The 15,581-nt window shown below is 48.0% G+C and carries 17 protein-coding genes; 6 read left to right on the forward strand and 11 right to left on the reverse strand.

The features are described 5' to 3' along the window. Positions 1-15 precede the first annotated feature (15 nt). Positions 16-771: a DUF3450 domain-containing protein gene (locus C2M17_RS14150; RefSeq protein ID WP_105201370.1), complete on the reverse strand. Its 756-nt coding sequence runs from the start codon at positions 769-771 to the stop codon at positions 16-18. 258 nt (positions 772-1,029) lie between these two features. Then, positions 1,030-1,422: a DUF3592 domain-containing protein gene (locus tag C2M17_RS14155; protein WP_233998006.1), complete on the reverse strand. Its 393-nt coding sequence runs from the start codon at positions 1,420-1,422 to the stop codon at positions 1,030-1,032. 272 nt (positions 1,423-1,694) lie between these two features. Between C2M17_RS14155 and C2M17_RS14160 the strand changes: the two genes are divergently transcribed. Then, positions 1,695-2,624 (forward strand): hypothetical protein, encoded by a 930-nt coding sequence (locus C2M17_RS14160; protein ID WP_105201371.1) that lies wholly within the window; start codon positions 1,695-1,697, stop codon positions 2,622-2,624. Between the two features lie 248 nt (positions 2,625-2,872). Here the strand turns inward: C2M17_RS14160 and C2M17_RS14165 are convergent, their stop codons facing one another. Further along, positions 2,873-4,144 carry a sugar MFS transporter gene (locus C2M17_RS14165; protein WP_105201372.1) on the reverse strand — a complete coding sequence of 424 codons (1,272 nt, stop codon included), beginning with the start codon at positions 4,142-4,144 and terminating at the stop codon, positions 2,873-2,875. Between the two features lie 234 nt (positions 4,145-4,378). Here C2M17_RS14165 and C2M17_RS14170 point away from each other — a divergent pair, with 234 nt between their 5' ends. Further along, a complete protein-coding gene (locus tag C2M17_RS14170) occupies positions 4,379-4,828 on the forward strand; it encodes a hypothetical protein (RefSeq protein WP_105201373.1) in 450 nt (149 codons plus the stop codon). Positions 4,829-4,903: 75 nt separating this feature from the next. Here the strand turns inward: C2M17_RS14170 and C2M17_RS14175 are convergent, their stop codons facing one another. The 3 genes from C2M17_RS14175 to C2M17_RS14185 form a co-directional block, all read right to left on the reverse strand. Continuing rightward, complete coding sequence (locus C2M17_RS14175) at positions 4,904-5,401, reverse strand: YcgN family cysteine cluster protein (protein ID WP_105201374.1); 498 nt, start codon at positions 5,399-5,401, stop codon at positions 4,904-4,906. A gap of 48 nt (positions 5,402-5,449) precedes the next feature. Beyond that, positions 5,450-6,439, reverse strand: a complete 990-nt coding sequence (locus tag C2M17_RS14180) for a lytic murein transglycosylase (protein ID WP_233998018.1) — start codon at positions 6,437-6,439, stop codon at positions 5,450-5,452. A 91-nt stretch (positions 6,440-6,530) separates the two neighbouring features. Further along, a complete protein-coding gene (locus C2M17_RS14185) occupies positions 6,531-6,812 on the reverse strand; it encodes a YcgL domain-containing protein (protein ID WP_105201375.1) in 282 nt (93 codons plus the stop codon). A gap of 181 nt (positions 6,813-6,993) precedes the next feature. Between C2M17_RS14185 and minC the strand changes: the two genes are divergently transcribed. Genes minC through minE form a run of 3 tightly spaced genes read left to right on the forward strand, consistent with a single transcriptional unit; the run spans position 6,994 to position 8,781 of the window. Further along, positions 6,994-7,704 carry a septum site-determining protein MinC gene (gene minC, locus C2M17_RS14190; protein ID WP_105201376.1) on the forward strand — a complete coding sequence of 237 codons (711 nt, stop codon included), beginning with the start codon at positions 6,994-6,996 and terminating at the stop codon, positions 7,702-7,704. Positions 7,705-7,709: 5 nt separating this feature from the next. Beyond that, the gene (gene minD, locus C2M17_RS14195; RefSeq protein ID WP_105201377.1) at positions 7,710-8,519 is read left to right on the forward strand and encodes a septum site-determining protein MinD; all 810 of its coding nucleotides are present in this window, start codon (positions 7,710-7,712) and stop codon (positions 8,517-8,519) included. 1 nt (position 8,520) lies between these two features. Beyond that, positions 8,521-8,781 carry a cell division topological specificity factor MinE gene (minE, locus tag C2M17_RS14200; protein ID WP_105201378.1) on the forward strand — a complete coding sequence of 87 codons (261 nt, stop codon included), beginning with the start codon at positions 8,521-8,523 and terminating at the stop codon, positions 8,779-8,781. A gap of 119 nt (positions 8,782-8,900) precedes the next feature. On the opposite strand, the gene C2M17_RS14205 is transcribed toward minE, so the two are convergent. Continuing rightward, positions 8,901-10,073 (reverse strand): tetratricopeptide repeat protein, encoded by a 1,173-nt coding sequence (locus tag C2M17_RS14205; RefSeq protein ID WP_105201379.1) that lies wholly within the window; start codon positions 10,071-10,073, stop codon positions 8,901-8,903. Between the two features lie 249 nt (positions 10,074-10,322). Here C2M17_RS14205 and C2M17_RS14210 point away from each other — a divergent pair, with 249 nt between their 5' ends. Continuing rightward, positions 10,323-10,802: an acyloxyacyl hydrolase gene (locus C2M17_RS14210; RefSeq protein ID WP_105201380.1), complete on the forward strand. Its 480-nt coding sequence runs from the start codon at positions 10,323-10,325 to the stop codon at positions 10,800-10,802. A gap of 174 nt (positions 10,803-10,976) precedes the next feature. Here the strand turns inward: C2M17_RS14210 and C2M17_RS14215 are convergent, their stop codons facing one another. The 4 genes from C2M17_RS14215 to C2M17_RS14230 all read right to left on the reverse strand — a co-directional run bounded on the left by C2M17_RS14215 (position 10,977) and on the right by C2M17_RS14230 (position 15,542). Then, complete coding sequence (locus C2M17_RS14215; protein ID WP_105201381.1) at positions 10,977-11,594, reverse strand: DUF1294 domain-containing protein; 618 nt, start codon at positions 11,592-11,594, stop codon at positions 10,977-10,979. 13 nt (positions 11,595-11,607) lie between these two features. Beyond that, the gene (gene rnd, locus C2M17_RS14220; protein ID WP_105201382.1) at positions 11,608-12,750 is read right to left on the reverse strand and encodes a ribonuclease D; all 1,143 of its coding nucleotides are present in this window, start codon (positions 12,748-12,750) and stop codon (positions 11,608-11,610) included. A 47-nt stretch (positions 12,751-12,797) separates the two neighbouring features. Beyond that, positions 12,798-14,462 (reverse strand): long-chain-fatty-acid--CoA ligase FadD, encoded by a 1,665-nt coding sequence (gene fadD, locus C2M17_RS14225; protein ID WP_105201383.1) that lies wholly within the window; start codon positions 14,460-14,462, stop codon positions 12,798-12,800. Positions 14,463-14,675: 213 nt separating this feature from the next. Next, positions 14,676-15,542 (reverse strand): alpha/beta fold hydrolase, encoded by an 867-nt coding sequence (locus tag C2M17_RS14230; RefSeq protein WP_105201384.1) that lies wholly within the window; start codon positions 15,540-15,542, stop codon positions 14,676-14,678. Positions 15,543-15,581: the final 39 nt, after the last annotated feature.

Here is a 15,581-nt window from a genome sequence, read left to right on the forward strand (position 1 = left end):
ATCGTCAATACCTTCTTATTCCGCAGCTTGAACAGGCAGGGTTAACATGTCTGGGGCTAACTGCTTACGAGCAATGCGTAAGCCTTTGCTGATTTGGCTAATGCTTGAGTCCGGCAGGTTAACAAAGGCTTTTTGCTCTTTGTCCCAGGCACCGGCTTGCTTGCCATCGCGGGTAAGGTAAATAAGCTCAAGACGACCGATGCGTAGGAAGTCCACTTCACGCTCGGTGCCATTGACATCCAATAAACTGGTGTAGGCTTCGATCGTACGGCCATAGTCCACTTCCACCTGGTAGGCTTCCAGGACACGACGGAATTTTTCGCTCGATGTGACATCGGCGCGATCCATCATTTCGCTCAACTTGGCAATGCGCTCACTACGTTCTTGTGTAAGGAAAGGCACATCCAGAGCAACAAACTGCTCAAGGCCTTCGATCATGCGCAGCATCAGCGGCGTGATTTGACGCTCAATCACCGATACCTGATCCATAGAGGCATTGATATTGGCCATTTCTTCGACCTGATTGGCCACTTGCTTGGTTAGCTGAGCGTTGTACACGCTAAGGCCATCGATCTCTTTATTGAGTGCCTTGAACTTTTGCAAACGGGTTTGCATGTTGTCGGCAATCGTGTCTATTTTTGTTTGAGATTGCGTGGCTATTTGGTTGATCTCACCACTTTTTTGTTTAACTGTCTGAAGTTCATTGGCCATTACCTGTGAGCTGCTCGCAGCCACCAGTGAAGCCAATATCAGGGGTTTAACGCCTTTCATCGCATACACCTTATTTTGAGCTTAATGCTGTACCGGATTTCCGGCACGAATGTAAGATGGGCGAAAGTCTAGAGAACAAAAGTGACAGCCGTGTTGCGCAAATAATACACTTTAGTTACAAATGTCATACAAATGTCTTATACGAATTTGTAATGGCAGGACGGGTGCGCTATTTCCGTATGGGGGACAACTTCTGGCGTCGTCAGGCGCTGAGCGGCGGAAGTAGATTTAGGCGCTTTACTGAGGCGGCGGCTGTGCTTAGCCACCGAGTCCAAAGTATAAGGCAGGAGCCGAAAGGCCAACAAAGATAAGGCCTAGCAGGTAGCCATGGCCCTTGGCCAGGCGGCCATTGGCTTCATCCCCCCGTAGGTATAACACCTCGGCCATATGCCCCACGGGGATCACTTTGCTGTTAAATGACGCTTTTGAGATAACCACAAAACGCTGGCCATTGACTGAATACTCAAAATGCGGCCGATATTGCATGCGTTTGTGTCCATCCGAGTTCTTGCTGAGATACTCATCATAGGCAATTATTTTGCCCTGTGTTTTAAGCGCACTTTTATTAAAACGGTAGTAGTCGAAGAGGATATACGCACCAACGGTAGCAAAGATAAGACCGCCAAATAATGGCACCGGATTAATATTCATCACCTTTTCCCTTTATTATCACGATCAAATTTATATCATTATTTTACAAGCATATGAATTATAGGGGATAACTAGTTATTTTATAATTTAGTATCGTGACAGTGATTTGCACCCTGCTCTCCTTGCCACTATATTCTCTGAGGCTTAGCTCAGCCCTAGAGCTGAATCATTTAAAGACGTATACACATAATCGACGTATTTCTTTATGAGCAGCATTTTCGTTGTTGCGCCTTTGTTCGTTGTTAAAGAAACCAATTCCTAAAGGATATGCAATGAATAAATTAACTATGGTGAGTGCTGCCCTCTGTTTAGCTATGGGAACTTCTGTCTACGCAACTCCTGGAGAGGGTGAGCAAGGCAGTTCCAATGGCCAACCCTTTCAAACCATCAACGAGCGCATCGATATTCTTGAAATGGAATTAGGCGATGCCATTGCCCTTATTAACAACCGCCTGAGTCTCATTGAGCAAGAGCAAATCGAACAGAATATAAAGATCGCCTTTTTAGAATCGAGCATTGCCGCCTTGGAGGTACGCGTTACCACCAATGAAAACGATATTGCCACCTTGACGGTGATTCAAGATTTGCAGGGACAGTTGATTGATGCCTTAAGAACCGATCTGACGGCATTAGAAATTCGCGTAGCGCAAAATGAAAATGATATCGCCGCCTTGGTTTTAGCGGATGCGGCCATGCAGGCACTGATCACCGCCATCCAAGGAGAGATAGTCACCATCAATGCCCGCATTGATGCAAACGACGCCGATATTGCGGTACTGCAACAACGAGCTGACGCCCTTGAGCAACAGTTAGCCCAAGTCACCGCCGAGTTACAAACAAAACAAGCTCGGGTAACGGGTATCTGCGCAGCGGGTTCATCGATTCGTGAAATAGATGCCAATGGCAACGTGACCTGTGAAGCGGATGACGCCAATGCGACCTTCGAGACCTATAGGAGCAGCGGTACGGTGGACGTTGATAGCAGTATTTTCCTTACCAAAACTGTCACTAACAACAGAAGTTGCCTTAGCGGCTATCGTGCCGTAGGCGGTGGCCACTCGGTCAATGGCTCTCTTGGTGTAGGTAACGTTCGTGCGTCCTTCCCAACATCTGACACCAACTGGCGAGTGATTGGCTATTTCGACTCTGCAGGCTCACGCACCCTCACCACTTATGTGGTTTGTGCTCGCATCATGCCATAAGACACGTCATTACCAAGCAGTGTTTCGGTTACAGGAAGACCGCAAACGCGTCATACTCAGTAAAATGCCGGTACATTTTGTACCGGCATTTTCGTGTGCACTTATTAGCTCCCCGCTTTCGCATAAATGGAACGTTCCATTTAATTGTTGCACTATCAGCCTATGAATACGTATTCACAACCGGGTACAAAAAAGCCGACAAGGTTAAACGCTTGTCGGCTTTTTAAGCATATACGCTGGGCTCAAAATCAACTCGCTATCTTGGCGCGCCACTGTCCTAGCAGCTTCGGCAGGCTCATGGCGTACCAAGCAATAAATACATAACAGACCAAAGGCACGTAGAAGCTGGTTTGCAGGCCTATGGTATCGGCCATATAACCTTGCAGTAGGGGCACCAAAGCACCGCCGACTATGGCCAGGCACAACCAACCCGAGCCACGGCTGGTCAAGGAGCTCAGTGAGTCGATAGCCAGGGTGAAGATGGTCGGGAACATAATTGAGTTAAACAAACCAATGGCCAGCACAGACCACATGGCCAATTTGCCGCTACTGTTAATACTGATCACCAATAACAAAATGGTGGCGCAGGCGTTGAATAGCAGCGCCTTATTGGCGGCCACTTTTTGCAATACCGCCGAGCCGATAAAGCGCCCGACCATGGCACCGCCCCAGTAATAGGCTAACAGGTGCGCCGCATCATGCTCTTCCAATCCGGCAATATGGGCTTCACCAAAATAGTTCACCAGGAAGCTGCCAATGGCTACCTCACCACCGACATAACAAAAAATGGCCAGTACACCGAATACCAGGTGTGGCGCCTCGGTCAATGAATGATCCTTGGCTTTGCAGTCATGCTCTTCGCTGTGTGATTCGATACTAGGTAACTTAAGCACCGCAAACACCACAGCAATAGTTAACAATGCAGCGGCCAGCATAAGGTAAGGCACCTTAACACTGTCGGCTGTGGCGGCTTCAGCAGCCAGTGCGGCGCTGCCGCCAAAGAGTAAAAACTTACCAACGATAGGGCCGACCGTGGTGCCAAGCGAGTTCAAGGCCTGTGCCAGATTTAAGCGGCTGGGTGCGGTTTTCGCCGGACCTAAGGCGGCAACATAAGGATTCGCAGAAACCTGTAAAATGGTTACACCCGAGGCCAACACAAACAAGGCGCCTAAGAACAACCAGTACTCATGTACCGCCACCGCAGGGTAAAACAGCAAGCAGCCGGTTGAAGCAATTATCAAGCCGCTGACCACGCCATTTTTATAGCCAAAACGCTTTACCAGATAACCTGCAGGCAAAGACATAATAAAATAGGCACCAAAGAAGCAAAACTGGATCAGCATGGCTTCCGTATAGCTGAGATCGAACACAGCTTTTAGGCGCGGAATAAGAAGGTCATTTAAAACCGTAATAAAACCCCATAGGAAAAACAGGGTGGTCATGGCTGCAAGAGGCAAGGTGTAATTGCTATTTTTTTCTGCCGTTGCAACGTAAGCCTGATTGTTGTTTATCTCACTCACGAATCATTCTCCGTCTACTTGTTGATTTTGATTCTACACAGCAATTTAACAAGGTCACAAAAAAATAACTGGAACGTTCCATTTCAAAAATACAGGACTTGCATCCTGTATTAACCTAAAGCCTAGCCGAGCGCAAATTTGTTGCAGGCTAAAAAACAAGCAATTACAGCTATGCCACCTATACTTGAAAGCGTTTCTTTGCACCGATGCAAAAAACGCAACAGGAGACATAAGATGAACAGATATGCCTTATTATTAAGCGCCATGCTTACCTTTGCCGCCAGCAATGTGCAGGCTGAGCTCGAAGTCTATAAAGATTACGACCTGGGCACATCGATTCTTGAGGTCACCACAGTCAAAGTGGATCCCAATATGGGTGATGTTTACTTAGAAGGGCTGCGTGACACCTGGGTCAAAGCAGTAAAAATGCAAAAAGAGCTTGGATACATTAAAGATTGGAAAATTTATGCCAGTGATTTACCCATCAGTGGCGATTTCAATTTAGTGTTGGTGGTGTGGTTTGAAAATGCCGCCGACCTTGAACCAAACAAGGAAAAGTATCAGGCTTTTATGAAGAAATGGGGCGAGGAAAACCAAGAGAACTCCCGCAAAATTTCCAAAGAATACCCCAAAATCAGATCGCTGACCGGTCAATATCGCATGCGTGAAGTCATTATGAAGTAGGTTAGCATGTCTCGGAAGTGAAGGCCTGCTCCAGCAGGCCGCTTTTCTTTAGCAAAAGGCTTTTAACTCTGTGCCTTAATCGCAATCATAGGTGGGCCAATCGGCGATATGATCTTCAAATTCTTCCAAAGGCACATCCGAGTCTTTAACCGTTTTATTGCGCACGCTTATCCCTGCCGCATGCATTTTCGACTTTTTGCCCTTGTTTAACAGCGGGTGCCAACTGGCAAGCCCCCGTCCCTCTTGCAGGCGACGGTAGCTACAGCTTTTAGGCATAAAGAAGATGTCGGCAATATTGTCCTTGGTCAGCTTAACGCATGAAGGCACTAAGGTTTGACGCTGCTCGTACTGCGTACAGCTACAGGTTTTATTATCCAGATACTGGCAAACGATATTGGTGAAGATCAGCTCTTCGCCGGGACGCAATTGATCCGTGGGGCTAAAGTCATCTTCATCCTCACTGTCGATAAAGGTGTTCAGACAACACTTGCCACAACCATCACAAATGGCTTCCCATTCCTTGTCGCTCATTTGCGCCAAGGTTTTAGTCTGCCAAAATTTATCATCTACCATAAAAAACGCCCCAGTTAATCGGGGCGTAGTATAACAAAGTCGACAGCCTTAGTTAATGGCAGGATAGCCGATACGATCCGATAAATAACCGACGCTGGTGGCGAAGTAATATGAACGGTTCCAGTTCATCAGTGCCTTGTAATTGTCATAGGCCAGATACATGCGACCATTGATATCGTCGGGCATAACCAGAGCAGCGGTGATATCACGCTGTGGTAAATCCTTACCATCCATGCGTCTTAGACCTAACTCTTGCCACTGACTTAGAGAGCGCTCCGAGTCGGACCAGTGCTGCAGCCATTGTTTATGAGTGCGGGTACCGCGCTGCAACACGGCTTGGGTATCGAAATTCGCTGGCAACTTTACTTGGCGACCCCAGGTCAGCTCGTCATTCCAGCCAACGCTCTTCAAGTAATTGGCAATAGAGGCAAAGGCATCTTCTTCGGTAGTCCAGATATCCTTGCGGCCATCGCCGTTATAATCCACCGCGTAGGCATTAAAGGAGGTTGGCATAAACTGGGTTTGCCCCATGGCACCGGCCCAGGAGCCCTTAAAGTGTTCCAGGTCGATATGCCCTTCTTTAAGGATATCGAGTGCCGCCCATAACTGGCTCTTATACAGGGCTTCACGACGGCCATCAAAGGCTAAGGTAACCAGGCTGGAAATCACCGGATGGCCACCCTGAATGCGACCGAAGTTACTCTCAAGCCCCCATAAGGCAACGATAAAGCGCGCTTGTACACCGTATTCTGCGGCTATCTTTTCCAAGGTATCCTGGTGCTTTTTATAGAGCTCACGAGCTCGGTCGATTTTCCACTGAGGTACACGCTTAGGTAAGTAAGTCTCTAAGGTTTCCTTCACCTCGGGCTGGTTTTTATCGGCGCTGATCACCTTAGGCTTAAACTTGATGGTGGCAAAGGCGGTATCAAGCAGCTCCTGGCTGTAACCCTTCTCCAGGGCTTCACCTTTTAACTTAGTAACATAAGCATCGAAGGCAACTTGTTGCTCTTCAACACTTTTTATCTGCGAGTTTGCCAGAGTGGGATAAGATAGCGTCGCCGCCACCGCCAGGCTTAAGCCGGACAAGGTTGCGGGTTTAAAGGCGCTGGCTAAGTACTTGCTGATTTTTTTAATCACTCTCTACTCCATTTTGTTTTCTTAGTTCGTCCAACATGTTTTCGGTTGGCGGGGGTAGCTGTAAATAAAACCCCTTCTCACTTAATTCATCCTTAACCTTAGTAATATCCGCCAAGGCTAGCTGTGTTTTTGTGGCCAGATTCAGCAAAATCACAAATTGCGGCTTGCCGAACATGTCCATAAGCGGCTGTGGAACAGCAGAAAAATCATCTCGTTTTGGCAAATAAAGGTAGGTATCTGGTTTTTTCTTACTCTTATATACTGCGCACAGCATGGTTAGGGCCTTTAAGTTGTTGCGAAACACACCTTGACACTATACCATGAGAGCTAAATCATGTGGTAAGTTTAGTGGCCAATGCTCAACACCAAGGCCTAACCAAAGTCAGCCTCATAGCAAGTTTGTACCGACTTTTCTTGGTGATAATTAATAACAGGCCACACAAGTATGAGCGCTTATGTCGGAACAATTATTCGAATTAAAAGGGAACCTCTTCACTCTATCGGTGTTACGTCTGTTAACAGCTGATTTGGTTGCATTGAGCGAGCAGCTTGATGCCAAAATTTCCCAAGCACCAAAATTCTTCGCCGGTGCCCCTATCGTTGTTAATCTTGAAGCGCTTGATGGCGCCGAACTCGACTTTTCTCAACTGCACGCCCTGTTACAACGTTTAGCCTTTAATCCCGTAGGCGTGTGCAGCGGTACAGATGAGCAACATCAGCAGGCCAAAGCGGCTGGTTTTTCTGTGCTTAATTACGCCAAAGACAACCAAGCGGCCAAAGCGCCAGCCAAAGCCACGGTTTCGCCCGCAGTTGCAGCGCCCGCAGCGCCGGAGCCAACCATGGTGGTTGAAGGCACGGTACGCTCCGGGCAACAGGTCTATGCCAAGGGTCGGGATCTTATCGTCCTTGGTGCGGTAAGCCACGGCGCCGAAGTCATCGCCGATGGTCATATTCATATTTACGGCACCTTGCGTGGTCGTGCCATAGCCGGCGCGCAGGGTGATAAAAACGCCACAATATTCTGTCAAAAGCTCGAGGCCGAACTGGTTTCCGTCAATGGCAGTTATTGGATCAGTGATTCACTGCAAGGTGAACTATGGGGGCAAGCCGCCTGCATTCGCCAACGCCAAGACTCACTTCATATATCAGCTTTGGTTAAAGGATAAAACTCATGGCAAAAATTATTGTCGTTACTTCTGGTAAAGGCGGCGTAGGCAAAACAACCTCTAGCGCTGCAATTGGTACTGGCCTAGCCCTAAAGGGCTTTAAAACCGCGATTATCGATTTCGATATCGGCCTGCGTAACCTGGATCTGATCATGGGCTGTGAGCGTCGAGTGGTTTATGACTTTGTTAACGTTATCAATGGCGAAGCCAATCTTAACCAGGCACTGATCAAGGACAAGCGTGTCGATAAGCTGTATATATTACCGGCGTCGCAGACCCGTGATAAAGATGCACTAACCAAAGAAGGCGTTGAAAAGGTTCTCAACGACTTAAAGAACGATTTCGACTTTATCGTGTGTGACTCGCCAGCGGGTATCGAAGCCGGTGCCATGATGGCCCTTTACTTCGCCGATGAAGCCATAGTTACCACCAACCCGGAAGTTTCTTCGGTACGTGACTCAGACCGCATCCTTGGTATCTTGCAAAGCAAGTCACGCCGCGCCGAAGAAGGCCTGGAGCCGGTTAAAGAGCACCTGCTACTGACCCGCTACAATCCAGAGCGTGTGCAGCGCGGTGAAATGCTTTCGGTAGAGGACGTTAACGATATTCTTGCCATCGACCTGCTCGGTGTTATTCCCGAGTCACAGGCGGTACTTAATGCATCAAACCAGGGTCAGCCTGTAGTGCTGGATAACGAGTCTGATGCCGGCCAAGCTTATCTTGATGCCATTAACCGCTTGCTTGGCGAACAAGTTGAGTTCCGCTTTTTGGATGTAGAAAAACGCGGCCTGTTCAAACGGATTTTTGGAGGATAATGTGTCTTTACTCGATTATTTTCGTTCGCAAAAGAAAACCAGCGCCTCGATGGCGAAGGAGCGACTACAGATCATAGTCGCCCATGAACGTTCGCAGCGCGGTACACCGGATTACTTGCCACTACTAAAACAAGATATTCTTGATGTGATCCGAAAGTACGTGGCCATAGACGCCGATGCCGTACAGGTACAGCTGGAGCAAAATGAAGACGATTTAGCGGTATTAGAGCTAAACGTGACCCTACCCGACGAAGACAGATAATCGTTTTCGGGTGCAAAAAAAAGGAAGCCAAAGTGCTTCCTTTTTTATTGCTAAAATTCCAACGCAGTTAGCACGATATTTAGCCCGCTAGAATGATAAGCTATTTAAGTGAATTGGTATTAGTCTTCACTCTCACTCAACTTTGCCTGATAGGCCTCAAGGCGCTTTTGCAAATTATTCTGATGCCACAGCACCATGTTCTTGGATTTCTCGACCGCCGTAGTTTGCAGTGCTATGGCCTTGTTAATTTGCCCAAGGCTTTCGTAGGCTGAGGCCAAGTCCGCATAGGCATAGGCGGAGTCCGGATAGAGATCAATTACCTTATGATAAATGGCCAGCGCTTCGGGCGCGTCATTCTCAAGCTTAGATTTGGCCAATGCTTTCAACGAGCTTTGCGCCGAGACATCAAAGCCATATTTGCGTTTAGACAAGTCTTGATAATGGGCAATAATGGCGTCAACGCCCTGCTGTGAAATGACCGAGTCTGGCGCCAGCGGAGTATGGTAATCGGCAAATAACAGCTCTATAGCTTCGACAAGAGTCACAATCGGGCGGCTCATATAATGGCGTTTATCGTCTAGATTGGCATGCCATTGGAGCTCGCTCGGCGCATAGTCAGTAAGCGCTTGAGCAAATGCCTTAGTATTATCAATGTGCGCCTGTTCATAGGTATGCTCGCCTATGGCCAAATACACAAAGCGCATTTTATCTTTAAGCTTAGGCAGCTGGGTTTTCGCGCTTGAGCTTACCGCCAAAAAGTCATCCGCTAAAGAGGGTGTCGCAATAATATAAGCGTCGAACAACTGCGGGCGATTAAGCAACACATAGAGGCCAAATGCACCATTGCCCATAAAGCCACTAAAAATCCTAAAGTCATGAGTACGATAGTTTTTGTCTACCTGAGCCAATAAGTGAGATTCGAAAAACGTCAGTAACTCATGATCATCCGGGTCCTCAGCTGTTTTTTCAAATAAAGCGGCATATTCCTTGTGGTAGGTCGCAGGAGTTACCACTATGGTTTCCAGCCAGGGCCACTGCCCATTATGGCTCAGCCAATCCTGTATGCCACTGAGATGAGGCTGGCTACGAGGATGCGGGTCAAACAACACCAGGTAGCGCTTATCCGGCTCACTTGCATAACTGGCCGGCAAGGTAACATTAAACTGCATCGGCTCTTTAAAACCCGCATAGGCGACAGTGAGCTTTTCTATTGGCGTCAATGTGGTGACATCCAAGGCCCAGCTTTTAGCTGCCACAAACAGCAAAATGCTTACTAACAATAATCTAATCATCTGATACCCCTGCTCTTTATTATTTTTGACGTTTAAACATACAGACTAGAATTCACCTAGTCGAGTAATTAATCAACACAGAGCTTTAAACCGATGAGGCCCATCTTGTCTTTCAACGCTGGACAAGTTGCCCAATAGCGACAACACTAAATTAAAGGACCAATCTGGCTAGTGCGGTATTAGCCGATAGTAAACGCATGGACAAAGGACATTTGGCTAAAACCTAATAAATTTACGGATACCGCTTTGATGAAACGAACTATCCCTAGTGTTGCTTTACTCGCTTTAGTTACCTTACCAGCGTTCGCCGATGATGATACCTCCTCGGTGAGCATAGGCGTTGCCAGTTGGGCAGTTTTTGATCAATTCGACATATTTGCTGTACATGCAGATTATGAACACAGGCCCTTGCAGGGTTTATGGGATCTGCAGCCCCGAGTACTGGTTATCTTGGCCGAGCATGATCAAAAGTATTACGGTATAGGTGCCGCTAAGGCCTTTAAAATCAATGATGATTGGAGCTGGGGCGTTGCCAGCCATGTGGGGTACGCCCATAATCTGGACTCGCTCGGCTATGACCTGGAGTTTTATAGTTATTTATTCACCAAGTATAAAATCACCCAAGAGCACAGAGTTCGCGCAGAAGTAGGCCATATTTCCAATGCTGGATTTGGTGAGACTAACCCGGGCTCAGAAAGCATAGTAATGAGCTACTCATATCACTTCTAAATAGCTTGTAGGTCGGGATTTTATCCCGAAAAAGATGCCCACTTGTTAGCATGTCGGCGCAAAGCACCGACCTACAGGGTAAGCAATGTTGTAACCCTTTTGCCGCTAGGGCTGTTGTAGGTCGGGATTTTATCCCGACAAAAAATGCACTTATTGCCGATGAAAAACATCGCTCTACAGAGCGTTAAGCTTGCTTAGCCAGATCTGCCCCTCACTGCCGCATAACCAAGCCACGGCGGCAAGATTCACCAGCACACAAAACCAATAGCCAAACAAAAACGAGCCTTTTTTAGACTTATGCCTGAATTTGTTTTGTGCCATAAAAGCACCGGGCCAACCGCCAAGTAAGGCAAATAGATGCAAGGTACTTTCCGGTGTGCGCCATTGATTGTTCTTGGCCTTGGCTTTATCACGACCATAAGCGATAAAGGCAACTAGGCTCAGAACCAGGTAAAGCGGGACAAACCACAGGGGTAACTTGCCCAGCACGATTGCGACAGCAATAAACAAACAGCCTATCGTTACTGTGATGGTGCCAATTGTCCTCGCTTGTCCGGGCTGCTTTGTTGCCTGACGTTTATGATCCGAAGCAAAACTGATATCCACCGCCTGCCCCCGTCCTTGCTTGTCACGGACGCCTTGGTAGACGATTAAATCGCCATTTTGCGGTCGTCGGTTACGTTTTTTAAAGGCCTTGATATGTACAAATAAGCGCTCGCCGCCTCCATTAGGCTGCACAAAACCAAAGCCTTTATCGTCATTCCATTGTTCAATCTTTCCCTGATACTTCATCTGCTCTGTTTCCCTACTTTTGTGCTCCAGGTATCCATTTTTCCAATGCTTCACTTAAGTATTCACTACGCCAAGGCTGCAAGATATCCGGCGCCATTAAAATTTGACGCTCATCGTCCGTCAGCTTCCAATTCCAGCTAATAAGCTGGTTGATTTGCTTTTTACTGGCAAAGACATCAGCGGGAATATGAGTGGCTTTACTCACCGCGGTGATCTTTTGCTTAATCTCCTTGGCCGCCTGCTTATAGCCGCGATAGTCCATCAAACGCATCACCCGCGGCGGTAGTTGCTCGTCGCTAAGTTCCTTGGCGCGCTCAATACAGGCCAGAATTTCCCGGCCCGAGCGATTCACTTCCATGGCATCCACGCCTGGAATATTGCGCATGCTGTTCAAAGAGCTGGGACGACGTTTGGCAATTTCCACCATGTTCGCCTCTTTGACGATAAAATTCAGCGCCAGGTTCTTACGCTGGGCTTTTTCTCGTCGCCACATGGCCAGCTCACGCAGTGCCGCCAAATCCCTTGGCGATAATTGCCAGGCACCCTTCACGTCGCGGTACAAAAGATCATCAGGGGTAGAAAAGGCGCGCTTTTGCGAAATAAGTTGAGACTCGGCAATAACAATATCGAACCAGCCCTTGGCATTGATCTCTTCAACTATTTGCTCGAAACAAGGCAGCAAGTGGGCAACATCGGCGGCGGCATAAGTCAGTTGGCTTTCGCGCAAGGGCCTTTGCAGCCAGTTGGTGCGCGACTCGCTTTTATCAATTTCAATCCCCAGGCGCGCATTGACCATGGCGGCAAAACCCATGCAGTTGCCTGAGCCTAAAAGCTGCAGGGCAAATTGGGTATCGAATAAGGGGGTGGGCACAAAGCCGGCAAAGTTTTGAAATACTTCGATATCTTCCGAAGGCGAGTGCAAGACCTTTAACACCTCGGGCTTTTGTAATAATGCCCACAAGGCACTGAGGTCTAGCTCCGCCAGTGGGTCGATCAACGCCAGATGCTGACCGTCAAACACCTGTAAAAGTGCTATTTCTGGGTACAGTGTACGCCTGCGCATAAACTCGGTGTCTACGGCGAGCACCTTAGCCTTGCTGATTGCGCCGACAAAAGTGTCCAACGCCCCTTGCTCAGTAATTAACTGATATTCCACCTGTACTCCTTAAAAAACAAACCGGCTATTTGCCGGTTTGTTCATCGCTATTTTTGTTCGTCTTTTAATGCGCGTCGCAGTATTTTCCCGACGTTGGTCTTTGGCAATTCATCACGGAATTCAACCAACTTGGGTACCTTATAATTAGTCAGGTTATCACGACAATGCTTTATTATATCTTTTTCCGTTAAAGACGGATCTTTTTTAACGACAAATACTTTAACTTGTTCACCGCTGACCTCGTGGGGCACGCCCACAGCGGCCACTTCCAGCACGCCTTCGTGATCGGCGATCACTTCTTCAATTTCATTCGGGAAGACGTTGAAACCGGAAACCAGGATCATATCTTTTTTACGGTCAACGATATAGAAGAAGCCTTCGTCATCGTAAGTAGCGATATCACCGGTGGCAAACCAACCATCCTTTAAACACTCGGCAGTGGCATCGGGACGATTATAATAACCCTTCATTACCTGCGGGCCTTTCACCCAGAGTTCACCGGGCTCGCCCTTAGGCGCTTCTTCACCATTATCCAGCATCAACTTGATGTCGGTGCTAGGAGCAGGCAGGCCAATTGAGCCATTGTAGGCTTCAAGGTCGTAAGGACTGACGGTCACTAAAGGCGAACATTCGGTTAACCCATAGCCTTCCACTAGGCGGGTGCCTGTCACTTTCTGCCAGCGCTCTGCCACCGGGCGTTGCACCGCCATACCGCCGCCTAAGGACATTTTTAGGCTTGAGAAATCGATATCGGCAAAACCATCTGTGTTAAGCAGACCATTGAACAGGGTATTTACCCCGGTCACCACGGTAAACTTGTTGCTTTTCAGCTCCTTTACAAAGCCCTTCATATCACGCGGGTTGGTGATCAACAGGTTCATACCGCCGTACTTCATAAAGGTCAGGCAGTTCGCCGTTAGCGCAAAGATGTGATACAGCGGCAAGGCGGTAACCACGATTTCTTTACCGCGCTCTAAAATATTATCCAAACAGCCGGATACCTGCTCCAGGTTGCCCACCATGTTGCCATGGGTCAGCATCGCCCCTTTTGACACACCGGTTGTACCACCCGTGTATTGCAAAAAAGCCAGGTCATCCAAGGTCACATGCGGGCGTTGATAAGTAGCCGCATTGCCCTTTTTCATCACCTCGGTGAAAGCAATGGTGTTTTTGAGCTGATAAGCCGGCACCATCTTCTTGATATATTTGACCACAAAGTTAATCAGATGCTTTTTCAGACCGCCGACCATATCACCCACTTCGGTGACGATCACATGCTTAACCTGAGTATGCGCAATGGCTTTTTCCAGGGTATGGGCAAAGTTGGCAAGAATGAAAATGGCGTCTGCCTCTGAGTCATTCAACTGATGCTCAAGCTCGCGCGCAGTATAAAGCGGGTTAACGTTGACCACTACACAGCCGGCGCGTAATACGCCAAGAATACTCACAGGTGTTTGCAGCAGGTTGGGCATCATCACCGCGACTTTAGAGCCGGGTTTAAGACCTAGGTCGTTATTAATGTATGAGGCAACCTTCTTGGTCGCTTCGTCAAGCTGCTGATAGCTCAGCGCCACACCCATGTTTTTAAATGCGGGTAGGTGGGCAAAATCATTAAAACTTTTTTCAAATAGTGTCAGTAAAGAGTCGTAATGAGCGGGGTCTATGGTTTCTGGACAACCCTTTGGATAACGCTTAAGCCAGATTTTCTCCACACTAGGCTCCTATTAATTTGTTCTTATAATGGTTTATCTTAGAAGTCATGAGTCTCGGCGTGATCAGGCACGACGCCAAACTGAATGTGCGTCTAGCCCCCCTCTTCGGAAGTGACTTATCGCACTACTAACCTTAATCTAAGTTGTAATTTTTAACAATTGAGCAAAAGCTCTAATTTTTGCGATATTCCCATAATTACGGCAAAGTTACAATTATCTTGCGCCACTTTGACGCAAGTGTGCACCAATAAGCTGCGCGCACTCAGAGGCGCTCTGCATATGACAATGGTGGCCGCCAGCTACTACTTTAGCACTTAACTGACTGTAATGATGAGCAAATTTATGCTCATTTTGGTGCACCATAGAATAGCCCGCGGTGCCTTTAATAAGCAGAGTCGGTACCTCTATAATATCGAGCAGAGCATGGGCCTGAGCCTCACTGTAGCGAAAAGCGGAATAATGCTTAATACGCGGGTCGGTGCGCAGCCGCACTCCCCCTTTGGGGCCTGGCTCCATATTACGGGCCATCAACTCATTGCCTACCGACTCATCAAAATCGCTCATTGCCAGGCGTCGGGCTATTAAGTCAGCGGCACTTGGGTATTCACGTATCTTTTCGCCCCGAGCCCGTTGTGCTAAGGCGCGTATTAGCAGAGCCTTGGCCTCTTCGGGCTCGGCATACACCAGGCCGATACCTTCAATCAGGGTCAAGCTACTGATGTGCTCTCCAAAGCAGGCCGCATATAAAGAAGCCACCATGGCGCCTAAAGAATGGCCGACAAGATGCACCCTTCGTGCCTGACACTGACTTATTACCTGATGTAAATCATCCACATAATCAATAAAGTAATAGTGTGCCTGAGGGTGGCGCCACTGGGATAAACCATGCCCGGCCCAGTCAAAGGCATAAAATGGCAGGTTCAAAGATAACGCCCGCATCAAGGGTGCAAAACTGCCGCTGTTATCCTGCCAGCCATGACAGGCGATCACTACATCGTCCTGATGCAAGCCCATGGCCTGTTGGCTATTGCTCAGGCCGCACAGGGTCAGAGCGCGGGTATTTATTGAAAATGTATGCAAAACAGCTCCATTTCACCGCAAGGCGGTTTATTTTCATAA

The sequence above is a fragment of the Pseudoalteromonas sp. T1lg10 genome, assembly GCF_002964545.1.
Taxonomy (GTDB): Bacteria; Pseudomonadota; Gammaproteobacteria; order Enterobacterales; family Alteromonadaceae; genus Pseudoalteromonas.

Coding starts and splice junctions, on each gene's coding strand:
- C2M17_RS14155 (WP_233998006.1), bottom strand. CDS start 1,422: ATGAATATTAATCCGGTGCCATTATTTGGCGGTCTTATCTTTGCTACC.
- C2M17_RS14215 (WP_105201381.1), bottom strand. CDS start 11,594: ATGAAGTATCAGGGAAAGATTGAACAATGGAATGACGATAAAGGCTTT.
- C2M17_RS14185 (WP_105201375.1), bottom strand. CDS start 6,812: ATGCTGTGCGCAGTATATAAGAGTAAGAAAAAACCAGATACCTACCTT.
- C2M17_RS14160 (WP_105201371.1), top strand. CDS start 1,695: ATGAATAAATTAACTATGGTGAGTGCTGCCCTCTGTTTAGCTATGGGA.
- C2M17_RS14150 (WP_105201370.1), bottom strand. CDS start 771: ATGAAAGGCGTTAAACCCCTGATATTGGCTTCACTGGTGGCTGCGAGC.
- C2M17_RS14205 (WP_105201379.1), bottom strand. CDS start 10,073: ATGATTAGATTATTGTTAGTAAGCATTTTGCTGTTTGTGGCAGCTAAA.
- C2M17_RS14170 (WP_105201373.1), top strand. CDS start 4,379: ATGAACAGATATGCCTTATTATTAAGCGCCATGCTTACCTTTGCCGCC.
- minD (WP_105201377.1), top strand. CDS start 7,710: ATGGCAAAAATTATTGTCGTTACTTCTGGTAAAGGCGGCGTAGGCAAA.
- C2M17_RS14210 (WP_105201380.1), top strand. CDS start 10,323: ATGAAACGAACTATCCCTAGTGTTGCTTTACTCGCTTTAGTTACCTTA.
- C2M17_RS14175 (WP_105201374.1), bottom strand. CDS start 5,401: ATGGTAGATGATAAATTTTGGCAGACTAAAACCTTGGCGCAAATGAGC.
- minC (WP_105201376.1), top strand. CDS start 6,994: ATGTCGGAACAATTATTCGAATTAAAAGGGAACCTCTTCACTCTATCG.